Genomic DNA, 15,041 nt, shown 5'->3' with positions numbered 1-15,041 from the left:
TATAAGAAAAGGTCCGATTGTTTCGGACCTTTCATTGTTTATTTTGGTGCGATGACTTCCAAGCCGCCCATGTAAGGACGTAGGACTTCAGGAATGGTTACAGAGCCATCTTCGTTTTGGTAATTTTCTAAGATAGCAGCTACTGTACGTCCGACAGCCAATCCAGACCCGTTTAGAGTGTGGAGGAGTTTGACCTTGCCATCGGCTTCGTCACGGTAGCGAATTTGTGCTCGACGAGCCTGGAAATCTTCTGTGTTAGAGCAGCTAGAGATTTCACGGTAAGTGTTCTGAGCTGGAATCCAGACTTCCAAGTCGTAGGTTTTAGCAGCAGAGAAGCCCATGTCGCCAGTAGAAAGAGCAACGACACGGTAAGGCAGATTGAGCTTTTGCAGGATGTTTTCTGCATTGGCAGTCATCTTTTCCAGCTCTTCATAAGATTCTTCTGGCTTGGCAAATTTCACCATTTCAACCTTGTGGAATTGGTGCAGGCGGATCAGACCACGTGTGTCACGACCAGCAGAACCAGCTTCAGAGCGGAAAGATGGGCTCATAGCTGTGAAGTAGATTGGCAATTCCTTGCCATCTAGAATTTCGTCTCGATAGTAGTTGGTCAGTGGAACTTCGGCAGTTGGGATGAGCACGAAGTTGGTATCGCTTAGCTCAAAGGTATCTTCTTTGAACTTAGGATATTGGCCAGTACCAAACATAGAGTCATGGTTGACCATATAGGGAGTGATGACCTCCGTATAGCCTTCTTTGCCATGCTCGTCTAGCATAAAGTTGTAGATGGCGCGCTCTAATCGAGCTCCTAATCCCTTGTAAAAGAGGAAGCGGGCTCCAGTAACTTTTGCGCCACGTTCCCAGTCTAAGATGTCCAAATCTTCGCCCAAATCCCAGTGAGCCTTAGCTTCAAAGTCAAATTGGCGAGGTGTACCCCAACGGCGGACTTCTACATTGTCATCCTCGTCTGCTCCGACTGGCACGCTATCGTGTGGAATGTTTGGCAGGGTTGTAGTGAATTCGGTTAGTTTAGCATCCAATTCAGCTAAAGTAGCATCCAAGTCCTTGACTTGGGCAGATAGTTTTTGCATGGCTGCAATCTTGTCATCTGCATTTTCTTTGTTGCGCTTGGCTTGGGCAATCTCTGCAGAAACGGTGTTGCGTTCTGCTTTGAGATTTTCTACTTTCACCAGTAAATCACGTCTTTGCTCGTCAATTTCCTTCATTTGATTGAGCACATCAGCTGCTACACCACGGGTAGCTAATTTCTCTGCGACAGCATCAAAGTCTGTCCGAATACGTTTTAAATCTAACATAAGACCTCCAAAAATAAAAGCACACCGAGGAGACTGTTGGAGCGGCTAGGCCGCGGTTCCATCCAACTTCACAGGTGTGCACTTGATTATGTATGTAGTTGTTTTACAACGGTAGAATTTCACACTAGGCTCCTATCTGCTCGCAGCACCCGCAGACTTTCTGAAAGAAGCGATAGTCTTACTTATCCGTTTCCTAGATTATACAGGATTTTCTATTTTTTTGCAAATAGATTTTTAAAGAATTGGCCAATTGTTTGGATCAAGGTAGGCAATTTGACAACTTTCTCATTTCCGATATGTTGCCGTGCAATTTTGAGAATCTTTCCAGTGTCCTTGGAGGCAAAGAGAAACTTGCCCTTGTCTGTAAAGACTTCAAAATGGCGACTGACATTTTTTCCAGAGACATTGGCACCGATCTGCTGGATGCTAGACCAAGGTAGCTGGATATAGTCTTCTACATTAGCGTCGGCGTAGAATTCCAGTGCAACATCACCAACTAAAAACTTCCCAACCTTGCCACCTAAACCCAGATAGGAAACCCCTGTCGTTTGAAATTCAATCGATTTATTTTGCGATTGCGCCATAGAACATCTCCCTTTTAAATACTATAGCTATTATACCATAATAAAAAGAAGGCCGAAACCTTCTTTTTGATTACATCAAACCAATAACGCGGGCAACGATACCAACAACGAAAAGTCCGATGATGATTGTGATTGGAGAAACTTTCTTCTTAAGCAACCACATGCAGAGGAAGGTAAGGAGAAGTCCCATCAAACCTGGAATCAAAGAGTTAATTTGTCCTTGAAGGGTATTTGCTTTTTCAGGAGTCAAGCTCAATCCGCCTGCAACATCACCCAAGATTTTTTGAAGTTGCTCGCCAGTTACAGCACCTTTAGGGAAGTTGATGTAAGCTCCCTCAGAGAGTTTTGTAGATGGCAATTGAAGCGCAAAGCTAACGTTTACCCAGCGTGCAACCAATACAGCTAAGATAAACATACCAAGGATTGAAGCACCTTTAGTGATGTCTTGGAGGATACCACCAGACATGTCTTTAGTGATTTCAGAACCAGCCTTGTAACCCAATTCTTGAGTGTACCACAAGAAGGCCATACGGATCGCATTCCAAAGAACGAAGAAGAGGATTGGTCCTATGATGTTCCCTGTTGAAGCAAGAGAGGCACCGAGTGCTCCAAGGATCGGACGAACTGTGAACCAGAAGACTGGGTCACCGATACCAGCCAAAGGTCCCATCATACCGATTTTAACCCCTTGGATAGCTGCATCGTCAATTTCTGCACCATTTGCTTTTTCTTCTTCAAGGGCGAGTGTTACACCGATGATTGGAGCAGCAACGTATGGGTGAGTATTGAAGAATTCCAAGTGACGCTCAAGAGCAGCAGCTTGATCTTCTTTTTTAGTGTAAAGTTTCTTGAGAGCTGGAATTAAAGAATAAGCCCAACCCAAGTTTTGCATACGTTCATAGTTCCAAGAACCTTGCAAGAAAGTAGAACGCCACCAAACTTTTTGACGGTCTGATTTAGATAATTGAATTTTTTCAGTCATGATATAGCAGCTCCTTTCTTAGTAGTCTTCTAGGATATCGCCGATTGGGTCGTTAGATGTAGCAGAACCGCCACCACCGTTTCCGCCTTTCTTAGAAAGGTTGAGGTAGATAAGGGCGATTGCTACACCGATAGCACCGAGGGCAATCAAAGTCAATTGGCTAACAGCAGCAAGAGCAAAACCGATAGCAAAGAATGGCCATACTTCGCGAGTTGCCATCATGTTGATAACCATAGCGTAACCAACGGCAACAACCATTCCCCCGCCGACAGCCATACCGCCTGCCAACCAATCAGGCATCATAGCAAGCAATTTTTGCACTGCTTCTGCGGGGATAGCAAGAAGAAGGGCTGCAGGGATCGCGATACGAAGTCCTTGAAGAAGGAGAGCTACAAAGTGCGCGCGTTCAACGCTAGCAAAGTCGCCTTTTTTAGCAGCAGAGTCTGCAGCGTGAACCAAGGCAACAGAGATAGTACGCACAATCATAGTAAGGAAGAGACCAGCTACGGCAAGAGGAATCGCGATTGTAGTTGCAACTGTGATACCTTTGTCAGTGAAATCTCCACCTTGAACCATGATGATAGCAGCAGCAACAGAAGCAAGGGCAGCATCAGGTGCAACAGCAGCACCGATATTTGCCCAACCAAGAGCGATCATTTGAAGAGATCCGCCAAGGATAACACCAGCAGTTAAGTTACCAGTTACAAGACCGATCAAGGTACATGCAACCAATGGTTGGTGGAATTGGAATTGGTCCAGGATACCTTCAAGACCAGCTAGGAAGGCAACAAAGACTACTAAAACCATAGAAATAATAGACATGTTTTAAATCCTTTCATAATAATATGAGAGCGAAACGTTTAAGATTATTGAACGTTGGCTTTGTTAATTAAGTCAAACAAATCTTTCTTAGAATCATTTGGTACTTTACGTACGTCGAATTCAACTCCGAGGTCACGCAATTTTTCGTAAGTTGCCACATCGTCCTTGTCCATTGATAGAACGTTGTTGACCATTGTCTTACCAGTTGAGTGAGCCATTGAGCCGACGTTGAGGGTCTTGATTGGCACACCGCCTTCAATAGCGCGTAGGGCATCTTGCGGAGTTTCAAATAAGATAAGAGCGTGCGTATTACCGAAACGTGGATCTTTTGAAACAGCAATCAGCTTATCAATTGGAACAACATTTGCTTTAACATTACCGGGTGCAGCTTGTTTGATGAGTTCTTTACGAAGTTCATCCTTAGCTACAGAGTCAGAAGCAACGATGATACGGTCTGCTTTTGAATCTGGAGTCCAAGCCGTTGCAACTTGCCCATGCAACAAACGTGTATCGATACGAGCAAGGTTGATTTTGAGCTTGCCGTCTCCGATAACAGTTCCTTCTGGGATAGCCGCTTGAGCAACTGGTGCAGCAGCAGGAGCATTTGCTTCTTCAGCAGCTGGATTCAGCTCTTCAGGCAGAGCTTTGACTCCTTCCTTGGCTTCTTTGATGATATTGGCCACTACAGCTTCAACGCCGGCGTTGGCATCCATCATCCTTTCTGTATAAGCTTGAATCAGCATAGGCAGGTTCAAGCCTGTAATGATAGCGAACTTGCGGTCTGGATTTTCACCCATGACACGGCTAGCTTGGTTAAATGGAGACCCACTCCAAAGGTCAGCCAAGACCAATACCTCATCGTTCGCATCAAACGAAGCCACAGCGTCATTGAATTTTGCATACAGATCATCAGGACCTTCGTTTGGCATGAAAGTTACAACTTGAACTTTTTCTTGCTCACCAAAAATCATAGAACCTGACTGATGAATGCCGGCAGCAAATTCACCGTGGCTGGCAATAATGATTCCAATACTCATTATTGTTTTTCCTCCTTATAAAATGTTTGACTTAAGTTTAAGAAAACTTTAAGGCTAACTATTATTATAAAACGTTTTCATGAAAAATGCAAGTACCTGAATCGAGGAGACAATTATTTTCAAATTCTATTTCTAGTGAAAAACGTTGTTATATCAGTCTTTTTTGATCTTTTCTTCTCACCAAATAATTAGATGAAGATTAGATTGCTAATGTAACTAGGTTAATATATGAAAGTGGATGAAAATTTCTATGAAAATGCTTATCTGATAAATTGATTAGAAAGTGAATTTATATAGGAAGAATTTATAGCTGAAGTCCAAGAAGTATTTTACAAATCATCTATTTTCTGCTATAATCTTTTTTAGAAAGAATTCTCATTGTCTACTTTTTAGCGAGTCTGGGTGGGTGGGAGCCAGATAGGGAAGCAGTGCAGATGGCGCTTTCGGTTAACATTTTTAAACGTAATGAAGTAATAAATTAGGGTGGAACCGCGTCTTGACGCCCCTAGGTCGCATAGCCTAGGACTGTCGGATGTGGTTCTTTTGCGTACTGAACCTATTGTTCGAAAGAAAGGAGATTCGTGGAGAACTTTTATCTTGTAAAAGACGAGAACCAATTCGCAGCTTTTCAAGATTTCGTCGCAAAGAATTCCGCAAAGTTGCAGGATTATCTAACATTTTTAAAAGACGAGTTTGCGGTTTATGACTTGCCGCAAGCCATCATTTGGTCCGATTTTGATTCTGCTACGCAGATCATTCGGGAAATTCCTGTACCAGCCTATACAAATGATAGGCGGATGGTTATGACTCCCGAATTGACGGTTTGGAAAGATTTGTATCTCCTTCAGTTGGAGAATTACGATACCTCTCACCAAACTCAAGCAATAGCAAACCACTATCAGTCTTTGTCTGAAAATTCTCTCTTGCAGATTGTGGGCCATGAGTTAGCTCATTGGTCGGAGCATTTTTTAGATGACTTTGATGGATACGGTGCCTATATCTGGTTTGAAGAAGGGATGGTTGAGTATATTAGCCGCAAGTATTTCTTTACAGATGAGGAATTTCGAGTGGAAAAAGCTTGTAATCAGTCTCTTGTTGAGCTCTTTCAGGAAAAGCACGGTTGGCACTCATTGAATGATTTCGGTACTTCGACTTATCAAGGGAATTATGCTAGTATTTTTTACGAATACTGGCGCAGTTTTTTGACAGTTGACAAGCTAGTAGAAAATTTAGGAAGTGTGCAAGCAGTCTTTGATTCTTATCATCGGTGGGCAAATACAGATAAGACAATTCCCTTGTTGGATTGGTTCATAGAACAGAAAATAATAGACAAAGAGATATAAACAAACAAAAGGAGTAACAAATGTCTAAGAAGTTAACATTTCAAGAAATTATTTTGACTTTACAGCAGTTCTGGAATGACCAAGGTTGTATGCTCATGCAGGCTTATGATAATGAGAAGGGGGCGGGAACAATGAGTCCCTATACCTTCCTGCGGGCAATTGGGCCAGAGCCTTGGAACGCGGCCTATGTAGAGCCGTCTCGCCGGCCAGCAGATGGGCGCTATGGGGAAAATCCGAATCGTCTGTACCAGCACCATCAATTTCAAGTGGTTATGAAGCCGTCTCCAAGCAATATCCAAGAACTTTATTTGCAGTCTTTGGAGCTCTTGGGCATCAATCCGCTGGAGCACGACATCCGCTTTGTCGAGGATAACTGGGAAAACCCGTCAACTGGCTCGGCTGGTCTGGGCTGGGAAGTCTGGCTGGATGGTATGGAAATCACTCAGTTCACTTACTTCCAGCAGGTCGGAGGTCTACCAACTCAGCCAGTAACTGCTGAGGTGACTTATGGTCTGGAGCGTCTGGCTTCTTATATCCAAGAAGTGGACTCAGTCTACGACATTGAGTGGGCAGATGGCGTTAAGTACGGTGAAATTTTCACTCATCCTGAGTATGAACATTCCAAGTACAGCTTTGAGGTCAGCGACCAAGACTTGCTCTTGGGGAATTTTGAGAAGTTTGAAGCGGAAGCTAAGCGCTGTCTGGACGAGCATCTGGTGCACCCAGCCTATGACTATGTTCTCAAATGCTCGCATACCTTTAACCTCTTGGATGCGCGTGGAGCTGTATCTGTGACAGAGCGGGCTGGTTATATTGCCCGTATTCGTAATCTGGCGCGTGTTGTGGCTAAGACCTTTGTGGCTGAGCGCAAGCGTCTAGGCTACCCACTTTTGGATGCTGAGACTCGCGAGAAACTCTTGGCAGAGGAGGGAGAATAATCATGGTAAAAAATTTATTAGTTGAATTAGGCTTGGAGGAAATGCCAGCCTATGTCGTGACACCGAGCATGAAGCAGCTGCGCGACAAGATGGGAGCCTTCCTGAAAGACCATCGTCTGACCTTTGAGAAAATTGAAATGTTCTCTACGCCTCGTCGTCTGGCGGTGCGCGTAGTTGGCTTGGCGGACAAGCAGTCTGATTTGACCGAAGATTTCAAAGGCCCTTCTAAGAAAATTGCTCTGGACGCTGATGGGAACTTTACAAAGGCTGCCGAAGGTTTTGTCCGTGGCAAAGGCTTGACGGTTGAGGACATTACTTTCCGCGAAATTAAAGGGGAAGAATATGTCTATGTGACCAAGGAAGAAATCGGCCGCCCAGTAGAGGAGATCATCCCAGCAGTGACGGAAGTTCTGCAAGCTCTGACCTTCCCTGTCAGCATGCACTGGGCCAACAACACCTTTGAATATATCCGCCCGGTCCACACCTTGACTGTGCTCTTAGATGAGCAGGCCTTTGATTTGGATTTCTTGGACATCAAGAGCGGCCGTACTAGCCGTGGACATCGCTTCTTGGGGAAAGAAACAGAGATTTCTTCAGCCGATTCCTATGAAGATGACTTGCGGGCTCAGTTTGTCATTACTAATCCTCTTGAGCGGGAAAAGATGATTATCGAACAGATTCGGGCGTTAGAGCAGGAGCACGGTGTTTCTATCGAGATTGACGAAGACTTGCTCAATGAAGTGTTGAATCTGGTAGAATATCCAACTGCTTTCTTGGGTAATTTTGATGCCAAATATTTAGAGGTGCCTGAGGAAGTGCTGGTCACTTCCATGAAAGAGCATCAGCGTTACTTTGTTGTGCGCGATGCTGAAGGCAAGCTTTTCCCACACTTTATCTCTGTCCGCAACGGAAATGCAGAGCATCTGGAAAATGTCATCAAGGGGAATGAGAAAGTCTTGGTGGCTCGTCTGGAAGATGGGGAATTCTTCTGGCGGGAAGACCAAAAGCTGGCGATTGCTGACTTGGTTGAAAAACTTGGCAATGTGACCTTCCACGAAAAGATTGGCTCTCTGGCAGAGCACATGGAGCGGACTGGCAAGATTGCGGCTCTCTTGGCGCAAGATGCAGGATTGGATGCTGATGAGACAGCCGACTTGGCTCGTGCGGCAGCTATTTATAAGTTTGACCTGCTGACTGGCATGGTTGGTGAGTTTGATGAGCTGCAAGGTATCGTGGGCGAGAAGTATGCTCTTCTGGCTGGTGAGAATGCTGCAGTTGCAGCTGCCATTCGGGAACACTATATGCCGACTTCAGCCGATGGCGAATTACCTGATACCAAGGTCGGAGCAGTCTTGGCTCTGGCTGATAAGCTGGATACGATTCTGTCCTTCTTCTCAGTTGGCTTGATTCCGAGCGGTTCCAATGACCCTTATGCGCTGCGCCGTGCGACTCAGGGTGTTGTGCGTATCTTGGATAAGTTTGGCTGGAACATTGACTTGGCTCAACTTCTTGGTCGACTTTACGAACTCAAGTTTGATAGCCTAAGCTATGACAATCAAGAGGCGGTGCTAGACTTCTTTCGTGCCCGCGTTGAGAAAATGATGGATCGCAGCATTCCAAAAGACATCGTGACAGCTGTTCTTCAAAGCACTAACTTTGTCGTACGAGATTTGGTAGAAACGGCTGCGCTCCTAGCAGAAAAAGCTCAGGAAGATAACTTCAAGTCGGCAGTGGAAAGCCTGTCTCGTGTCTTCAATCTAGCTGAGAAAGCTCAAGGGCAGACAGCTGTCAATCCAGCGCTCTTTGAAAATCAAGAGGAAAAAGACTTGGCTGCGGCCATTGAAAAAGTGGAGCTAACGCCTGACTTAGCTGCCAATCTGGACCAACTCTTTGCTCTCAGTCCAGTTATCGATGCTTTCTTTGACCATACCATGGTTATGGCAGAAGATGAGGCTGTACGTAACAACCGTCTAGCTCTCCTAGCTTCTTTGACAGACAAGGCTGGCCAGCTGGCGCAATTTAATCAGATTAATACCAAATAAAAGGTAAGAGAGGTAGAATCATGGATCCTAAAAAAATTGAACGCATCAACGAACTGGCTAAAAAGAAAAAAACCGAAGGCCTAACTGCTGAGGAAAAAGTGGAACAAGCCAAGCTTCGTGAAGAGTACATCGAAGGCTACCGCCGTTCTGTTCGCCATCACATTGAAGGCATCAAGATCGTTGATGAGGACGGCAATGATGTGACGCCTGAAAAATTGCGCCAAGTTCAGCGCGAGAAAGGTCTTCATGGCCGCAGTCTAGATGATCCAAATTCATAACAACAAGAAAAAGAGAGAGTGGGACAGAAATCGGTAATTCGTTAGAATTCGATTTCGTCGTCCCACCTCCGCACAGTTGAGTAGGGCTGTAGAAGCTGATGAAATCAGCGTAGTAGAGCCCACTCAACCACTGCGTCTTACTCGACAATCCAAAGATAATTGAGAGGCTAGGACTTTTGTCCCAGACTCTTTTTTTGAATTTATAACTTAGCTTAAGGCTAGGAATACTTATAAACTTGCTTCATAATATTGAGGAATACAGCATTATAAGGAGGAGTAGAAACAATGTTCTAGAAAACAGTAGGTAAGTTAGGATTCTATCCTTCTATATAATCTCTTAATGCTTGACCACTTAGGCTGACATTGAGGGCAATCAGTAGCTTGATGCGAGCCTTCGGTGCATTGAGCTCTTTGACAAACATGATTCCGGCTTGGTGCAGCTTGACACCACCGCCTTCATAGGCGTAGACAGGTTCAGCAATACCGTTGAAACAACGTGAAACGAGAGCGATGGGGAGACCAGCTTCTGCCATCTCTGTTAATGTTTCCGCAGTTTCTTTTGGCAGATTGCCTGCGCCAAAGGCTTCGATGATGAGACCGTCTAGCTTTTGCCAATCCAGCATATCAAGCAGTTCTGTTTTCATACCGGCATAGGCTGGAATGATGGGTACCAGTCCCGAAATGCTAGTCAGATCAAAGCGGACGCGAGGTTCTGCTGTTTTGAAATAGAGAATTTCCTGTTTCATGACCAGGCCTAGAGGACCGTGCGTCGGAGTTTGAAAGGTGCTGACATTGGTGGTGTGGGTTTTAGTGACATATTTGGCAGCATGCACTTCATCATTCATAACGACGAGAACGCCCTTGCCTCGACTCTTCTCGTCACTGGCTACCCGCAAAGCAGTCAGGTAGTTATAAACTCCGTCACTACCGAGTTCATTTGAACTTCTCATAGCTCCGGTCAAAACGACAGGGATGTCAGGCAGGTCCATGGTATCAAGGAAGTAGGCCGTTTCCTCTAGAGTATCGGTTCCGTGGGTAATGACCACACCGTCGTATTGGTCAGCGTCAGCCTTGATTTTTTGGTAGAGGTCAAGCATGTGTTGGGGAGTGATGTGAGGACTGGGAACGTTGAAGAAATCAACCACTGTCACTTCAATACCCTCTAAGGGAACAGCCACATGGTTCATGGGATTGTCTTGGCTGCTATTGACAGCGCCACTTCCATCAGCCTGCATGGAAATGGTTCCACCTGTATGTAAAACTAAAATTTGCTTATTCATAGATGAGCTTCTCCGTGAATTGTGTTATAATTTATTGTATCATAAAAGGAAAGAATGAGAAAATCAATGGAAATAAAAGCCGTCTTTTTTGATATAGATGGAACCTTGATTAATGACAGTCGAACCGTCTTGAAATCGACAGAAGCTGCCATTAAGAGTTTGCAAGAACAAGGGATTTTGGTCGGTTTAGCAACAGGTCGGGGCCCCTTCTTTGTCAAGCCTTTTATGGACAAGCTGGATTTAGACTTTGCTGTCACCTACAATGGTCAGTATATTTTTTCAAAGGACAGGGTCATTTCTGCCACACCGATTGATAAGCAGAGCTTGCGTGATTTGATTGCCTATGCCAAAGAGCACCGGAAAGAGATTTCCTTGGGAACAGAAAAGGCCATGCAAGGTTCAAAAATTATGACCTTTGGTATGAGTTCTTTTTCACAGTGGGCTACCCAGTTTATTCCTAGGAAAATGACTCGGACGGTGAGCCATGGTTTTAACAAGATTGTGAGTAAGGCCCTGCCTCAGCATGAAGAAGATCTGTTGAAATTGATTCAAGAGCCTATCTATCAAGTTCTAATTTTGGCTGATCCAGCCGAGAGTGCAAAGATTGAAGCGAATTTCCCCCATTTGAAATTTACTCGTTCAAGCCCCTATGCAGCGGACATCATCAATCAAGGGATGTCCAAGCTGGAGGGCATTCGTCTAGTCGGTCAAGAATATGGCTTTGATATCCATCAGGTCATGGCCTTCGGCGACTCCGACAATGACTTGGAAATGCTGTCGGGAGTTGGCTTGTCTATTGCCATGGGGAATGGTACCAGCTCTGTCAAGGAAGTAGCCAAGCATACGACTAGCAGCAATAGTCAGGATGGGATTCATCGGGCACTAGAACATTTTGGTATTTTAGCGAGTGAGAAAGTCTTTGTGTCCCGCGATCACCACTTCAATAAGGTTAAGACTTTCCATAGTGTTATGGATGAGTCTACGCAGGAAGAACCCATCGCTTGGACACCAGAGGAAGCTCGGCACCGTGCTGACTTTAAGCTGGAAGAGTTGGTTGAATTTCTCAGAGCTGCCAGCTCTTCAGAGGAAGAATTTGATCAGTCGATGGCCAGAATGCACGAGGCTTTAGATAAGGCTGCTGCCAAGGTTCGTAGCAAGAGCAAGGCAGAAATTTCTTTAGTTGGTCAAGTGGATGCTCTGATCGATACGCTCTACTTTACTTACGGTAGCTTTGTCTTGATGGGAGTTGATCCTGAGCGGATTTTCGATATTGTTCATCAGGCCAATATGGGGAAAATTTTCCCAGATGGAAAAGCGCATTTTGATCCCGTGACTCATAAAATCCTCAAACCAGATGACTGGGAAGAGAAATATGCGCCAGAACCAGCAATCGAACGGGAGTTGGAGCGGCAGATTCAGGCCTATCAGCGCAATGTGGAAAAGGCGCAAAAAGAAACAAAAGACGAAGAGTAGGGACTCTTTGTCGGCAGAATTTTATTTTACGATACTCAATCGAATTATTTTACGGAGGTTTTCTCATGTTATCAAGAGTTGAAAAATTTGAAGCAGCCTTGGCTCAGACAGAATGCGATGCTGTCCTAGTAACCAATCTGAAAAATATTTACTATCTGACTGGTTTTAGTGGCACAGAAGCGACAGTTTTCATCAGCAAGTCACGACGGATTTTCTTGACGGATTCTCGCTATACCTTGATTGCCAAGGGCGTGGTTGAAGGCTTTGATATTGTTGAAACACGGGATGCAGTTGGAGAAATTGCTAAAATTATTGCAGACGATCAGTTGGCAAAAATCGGTTTTGATGATGAGATTTCATACGCTTACTTCAAGATGCTGGAAAGTGTGTTTGCTGGTCATGAGCTGGTGCCGATGACAGCCTTTATCGAAAATCTGCGCATGATCAAGGATGAGCAAGAAATTGCGACCATTCGCAAGGCCTGTCAGATTTCGGATCAAGCCTTCCTAGACGTGCTGGACTTTATCAAGCCTGGTCAGACGACAGAGCTGGCTGTCATGAACTTTTTGGATGCCCGTATGCGCCAGTTAGGTGCTTCAGGTGCCTCCTTTGACTTTATCATCGCTTCGGGCTACCGTTCTGCTATGCCGCACGGTGTGGCTAGTGACAAGGTCATCCAAAATGGTGAAACCCTGACCATGGACTTTGGTTGCTACTACAATCACTATGTCAGCGATATGACGCGGACTGTTCATGTGGGGCAGGTGACGGATGAAGAGCGGGAAATTTATGATATTGTCCTGCGTAGCAATCAAGCCTTGATAGAAGCGGCTAAAGCTGGACTCAGCTGTATTGATTTTGACCGGATTCCTCGTCAAATTATCAACGATGCAGGCTACGGCCCTTACTTCAGCCACGGGATTGGCCACGGGATTGGTTTGGATATCCATGAGATTCCTTACTTTGGCAAGTCAGAAGAGCCGATTGAGGCTGGCATGGTCTTGACCGATGAGCCGGGCATCTATCTGGATGGCAAATACGGCGTTCGGATCGAAGATGACCTTCTGATTACAGAGACTGGTTGTGAGGTCTTGACCCTTGCTCCAAAAGAATTGATTGTGATTTGAGAATTATCAAGCTTTATGGTAGAATAAAGAGTAAATTATTTATTAAAGAGGTAAAAAACAAATGATTGAAGCAAGCAAGCTGAAAGCTGGAATGACTTTTGAAACTGCTGATGGTAAATTGATCCGTGTCTTGGAAGCAAGTCACCACAAACCAGGTAAGGGAAATACTATCATGCGTATGAAATTGCGTGATGTTCGTACTGGTTCTACATTTGAGACTAGCTACCGTCCAGAAGAAAAATTTGAGCAAGCTATCATCGAAACAGTACCAGCACAATACTTGTACCAAATGGATGGTACTGCGTATTTCATGAATACTGAGACTTACGATCAATACGAAATTCCAGTCGTTAATGTAGAGGACGAGTTGAAATTCATCCTTGAAAACTCAGATGTGAAAATCCAATTCTACGGCTCAGAAGTGATCGGTGTGACAGTACCGACAACTGTTGAATTGGTGGTAACAGAAACACAACCATCTATCAAAGGTGCTACTGTAACAGGTTCTGGTAAACCAGCAACTCTTGAAACAGGTCTTGTTGTCAACGTACCAGACTTCATCGAAGTTGGACAAAAATTGGTCATCAATACAGCAGAAGGAACTTACGTTTCTCGTGCGTAATTTCAATCTTTCATATAGAAAGGAATTCTTATGGCAAACGAACAATTAGGCGAAATCGTTATTGCGCCACGAGTCTTGGAAAAAATTATTGCCATTGCTACGGCTAAGGTAGAGGGCGTTCATTCTTTTGCAAATAAAAGCATGTCAGATAGCCTTTCTATGCGTACGCTTGGACGCGGTGTTGCGCTGCATACGGATGAAAGTGGCGACATATCAGTTGATATCTACCTCTATCTGGAGTACGGTATTAGTGTGCCAACAGTTGCAGTTGCAATCCAAAAGGCGGTCAAAAGTGCTGTGAACGATATGGCTGAAGTGGAGCTATCTGCTGTCAATATCCACGTGGCAGGTATTGTTCCAGAAAAATCACCAAAACCAGATTTGAAAGATCTGTTTGATGAGGATTTCCTCAATGACTGATGTTTTGTTAGAATCTAGAAGAGAGCTACGCCAGCGGGCGTTTCAGGCCTTGATGAGCCTAGAGTATGAAGGGGATGCCATTGAGTCTTGTCGCTTTGCCTATACTTATGATAAGGACGAAGAGCAGACAGATGCTGAAGTCAATATCCCAGCATTTCTACTCAACTTGGTCACAGGAGTATCTCAATCCAAGGAAGAATTAGATAAGAAAATCGCCCAGCACTTGAAAGCAGGCTGGACAGTTGAGCGTCTGACCTTGGTGGAAAAGAATATCCTGCGATTAGGCATCTTTGAAATCACAGAGTTTGATACTCCTGAGCGAGTAGCGGTCAATGAAGCTATTGAACTTTCCAAGCAATTCTCTGATGAAAAATCAAGTAAGTTTATCAATGGTATTTTAAGCCAATTTATAACAGAAGAAAAAGACTGAGACGATTGTCTCAGCTTTTTTGGTTTTTGATAGTTGCAGTTGCTGATAATACTTAAAAGGTTTCCATTATAGCAACCTAGACCTCGGTTGGTAACTTTTCCTATAGATTCGTGGTAACTTAGGTCTCGGTTGGTCATTTTTCCTATGGAATCATGGTAACTTAGGCCTCGGCTGCTTACTTTCCCTATAAATTCATGGCAACTTAGGTCTCGGCCGGTCACTTTTCCTATAGATTCCTGGTAATCTAGGCCTCGGCTGGTCATTTTTCCTATAGATTCGTGGTAACCTAGGCCTCGGCTGTTCACTTTTCCTATAGATTCACGGCAACTTAGGTCTCGGCTAGCTAC

At 44.6% G+C, this 15,041-nt stretch carries 15 protein-coding genes; 9 read left to right on the top strand and 6 right to left on the bottom strand.

The features are described from left to right. Positions 1–38: 38 nt before the first annotated feature. From serS to FZ954_RS05960, 5 genes are all read right to left on the bottom strand, one after another. Positions 39–1,316 (bottom strand): serine--tRNA ligase, encoded by a 1,278-nt coding sequence (serS, locus tag FZ954_RS05980; RefSeq protein ID WP_005592303.1) that lies wholly within the window; start codon positions 1,314–1,316, stop codon positions 39–41. Positions 1,317–1,528: 212 nt separating this feature from the next. Continuing rightward, positions 1,529–1,900 carry a DUF956 family protein gene (locus tag FZ954_RS05975; protein ID WP_005591777.1) on the bottom strand — a complete coding sequence of 124 codons (372 nt, stop codon included), beginning with the start codon at positions 1,898–1,900 and terminating at the stop codon, positions 1,529–1,531. Positions 1,901–1,970: 70 nt separating this feature from the next. Next, the gene (locus FZ954_RS05970; protein WP_148877725.1) at positions 1,971–2,882 is read right to left on the bottom strand and encodes a PTS system mannose/fructose/sorbose family transporter subunit IID; all 912 of its coding nucleotides are present in this window, start codon (positions 2,880–2,882) and stop codon (positions 1,971–1,973) included. A gap of 18 nt (positions 2,883–2,900) precedes the next feature. Then, positions 2,901–3,704 carry a PTS mannose/fructose/sorbose transporter subunit IIC gene (locus tag FZ954_RS05965; RefSeq protein WP_005591779.1) on the bottom strand — a complete coding sequence of 268 codons (804 nt, stop codon included), beginning with the start codon at positions 3,702–3,704 and terminating at the stop codon, positions 2,901–2,903. A gap of 44 nt (positions 3,705–3,748) precedes the next feature. Then, positions 3,749–4,741: a PTS sugar transporter subunit IIB gene (locus FZ954_RS05960; RefSeq protein ID WP_148877724.1), complete on the bottom strand. Its 993-nt coding sequence runs from the start codon at positions 4,739–4,741 to the stop codon at positions 3,749–3,751. 581 nt (positions 4,742–5,322) lie between these two features. Between FZ954_RS05960 and FZ954_RS05955 the strand changes: the two genes are divergently transcribed. Genes FZ954_RS05955 through FZ954_RS05940 form a run of 4 tightly spaced genes read left to right on the top strand, consistent with a single transcriptional unit; the run spans position 5,323 to position 9,342 of the window. Continuing rightward, complete coding sequence (locus FZ954_RS05955; RefSeq protein WP_148877723.1) at positions 5,323–6,084, top strand: elongation factor Tu; 762 nt, start codon at positions 5,323–5,325, stop codon at positions 6,082–6,084. 20 nt (positions 6,085–6,104) lie between these two features. Then, positions 6,105–7,022 (top strand): glycine--tRNA ligase subunit alpha, encoded by a 918-nt coding sequence (gene glyQ, locus FZ954_RS05950; RefSeq protein ID WP_002893545.1) that lies wholly within the window; start codon positions 6,105–6,107, stop codon positions 7,020–7,022. 2 nt (positions 7,023–7,024) lie between these two features. Then, on the top strand, positions 7,025–9,064 hold the full coding sequence (glyS, locus tag FZ954_RS05945; protein ID WP_148877722.1) for a glycine--tRNA ligase subunit beta: 2,040 nt from the start codon (positions 7,025–7,027) through the stop codon (positions 9,062–9,064). A gap of 20 nt (positions 9,065–9,084) precedes the next feature. Further along, positions 9,085–9,342: a DUF896 family protein gene (locus FZ954_RS05940; RefSeq protein WP_039975732.1), complete on the top strand. Its 258-nt coding sequence runs from the start codon at positions 9,085–9,087 to the stop codon at positions 9,340–9,342. A gap of 317 nt (positions 9,343–9,659) precedes the next feature. Here the strand turns inward: FZ954_RS05940 and FZ954_RS05935 are convergent, their stop codons facing one another. Beyond that, positions 9,660–10,622: an asparaginase gene (locus tag FZ954_RS05935; RefSeq protein WP_148877721.1), complete on the bottom strand. Its 963-nt coding sequence runs from the start codon at positions 10,620–10,622 to the stop codon at positions 9,660–9,662. A 66-nt stretch (positions 10,623–10,688) separates the two neighbouring features. Here FZ954_RS05935 and FZ954_RS05930 point away from each other — a divergent pair, with 66 nt between their 5' ends. The 5 genes from FZ954_RS05930 (at position 10,689) to nusB (ending at position 14,694) form a co-directional block, all read left to right on the top strand. Then, positions 10,689–12,095: a Cof-type HAD-IIB family hydrolase gene (locus tag FZ954_RS05930; RefSeq protein WP_148877884.1), complete on the top strand. Its 1,407-nt coding sequence runs from the start codon at positions 10,689–10,691 to the stop codon at positions 12,093–12,095. Positions 12,096–12,160: 65 nt separating this feature from the next. Beyond that, the gene (locus FZ954_RS05925; protein WP_148877720.1) at positions 12,161–13,222 is read left to right on the top strand and encodes a Xaa-Pro peptidase family protein; all 1,062 of its coding nucleotides are present in this window, start codon (positions 12,161–12,163) and stop codon (positions 13,220–13,222) included. A gap of 61 nt (positions 13,223–13,283) precedes the next feature. Beyond that, positions 13,284–13,844, top strand: a complete 561-nt coding sequence (gene efp, locus FZ954_RS05920) for an elongation factor P (protein ID WP_045500742.1) — start codon at positions 13,284–13,286, stop codon at positions 13,842–13,844. 30 nt (positions 13,845–13,874) lie between these two features. Continuing rightward, the gene (locus tag FZ954_RS05915; RefSeq protein ID WP_045500744.1) at positions 13,875–14,264 is read left to right on the top strand and encodes an Asp23/Gls24 family envelope stress response protein; all 390 of its coding nucleotides are present in this window, start codon (positions 13,875–13,877) and stop codon (positions 14,262–14,264) included. Continuing rightward, positions 14,257–14,694: a transcription antitermination factor NusB gene (nusB, locus tag FZ954_RS05910; protein WP_181951229.1), complete on the top strand. Its 438-nt coding sequence runs from the start codon at positions 14,257–14,259 to the stop codon at positions 14,692–14,694. The genes FZ954_RS05915 and nusB overlap by 8 nt, the downstream gene beginning before the upstream one ends. Positions 14,695–15,041 lie beyond the last annotated feature (347 nt).

It is taken from the genome of Streptococcus sp. Marseille-P7375 (assembly GCF_902460365.1).
Lineage (GTDB): Bacteria > Bacillota > Bacilli > Lactobacillales > Streptococcaceae > Streptococcus > Streptococcus cristatus_I.
This window is presented reverse-complemented; position numbering and strand designations above follow the sequence as displayed.

What these genes read in the sequence shown, in the direction of transcription:
- serS (WP_005592303.1), bottom strand. Translation starts at nt 1,316, where the DNA reads ATGTTAGATTTAAAACGTATTCGGACAGACTTTGATGCTGTCGCAGAG.
- FZ954_RS05975 (WP_005591777.1), bottom strand. Translation starts at nt 1,900, where the DNA reads ATGGCGCAATCGCAAAATAAATCGATTGAATTTCAAACGACAGGGGTT.
- FZ954_RS05970 (WP_148877725.1), bottom strand. Translation starts at nt 2,882, where the DNA reads ATGACTGAAAAAATTCAATTATCTAAATCAGACCGTCAAAAAGTTTGG.
- FZ954_RS05965 (WP_005591779.1), bottom strand. Translation starts at nt 3,704, where the DNA reads ATGTCTATTATTTCTATGGTTTTAGTAGTCTTTGTTGCCTTCCTAGCT.
- FZ954_RS05960 (WP_148877724.1), bottom strand. Translation starts at nt 4,741, where the DNA reads ATGAGTATTGGAATCATTATTGCCAGCCACGGTGAATTTGCTGCCGGC.
- glyQ (WP_002893545.1), top strand. Translation starts at nt 6,105, where the DNA reads ATGTCTAAGAAGTTAACATTTCAAGAAATTATTTTGACTTTACAGCAG.
- glyS (WP_148877722.1), top strand. Translation starts at nt 7,025, where the DNA reads ATGGTAAAAAATTTATTAGTTGAATTAGGCTTGGAGGAAATGCCAGCC.
- FZ954_RS05940 (WP_039975732.1), top strand. Translation starts at nt 9,085, where the DNA reads ATGGATCCTAAAAAAATTGAACGCATCAACGAACTGGCTAAAAAGAAA.
- FZ954_RS05935 (WP_148877721.1), bottom strand. Translation starts at nt 10,622, where the DNA reads ATGAATAAGCAAATTTTAGTTTTACATACAGGTGGAACCATTTCCATG.
- FZ954_RS05930 (WP_148877884.1), top strand. Translation starts at nt 10,689, where the DNA reads ATGGAAATAAAAGCCGTCTTTTTTGATATAGATGGAACCTTGATTAAT.
- FZ954_RS05925 (WP_148877720.1), top strand. Translation starts at nt 12,161, where the DNA reads ATGTTATCAAGAGTTGAAAAATTTGAAGCAGCCTTGGCTCAGACAGAA.
- efp (WP_045500742.1), top strand. Translation starts at nt 13,284, where the DNA reads ATGATTGAAGCAAGCAAGCTGAAAGCTGGAATGACTTTTGAAACTGCT.
- FZ954_RS05915 (WP_045500744.1), top strand. Translation starts at nt 13,875, where the DNA reads ATGGCAAACGAACAATTAGGCGAAATCGTTATTGCGCCACGAGTCTTG.
- nusB (WP_181951229.1), top strand. Translation starts at nt 14,257, where the DNA reads ATGACTGATGTTTTGTTAGAATCTAGAAGAGAGCTACGCCAGCGGGCG.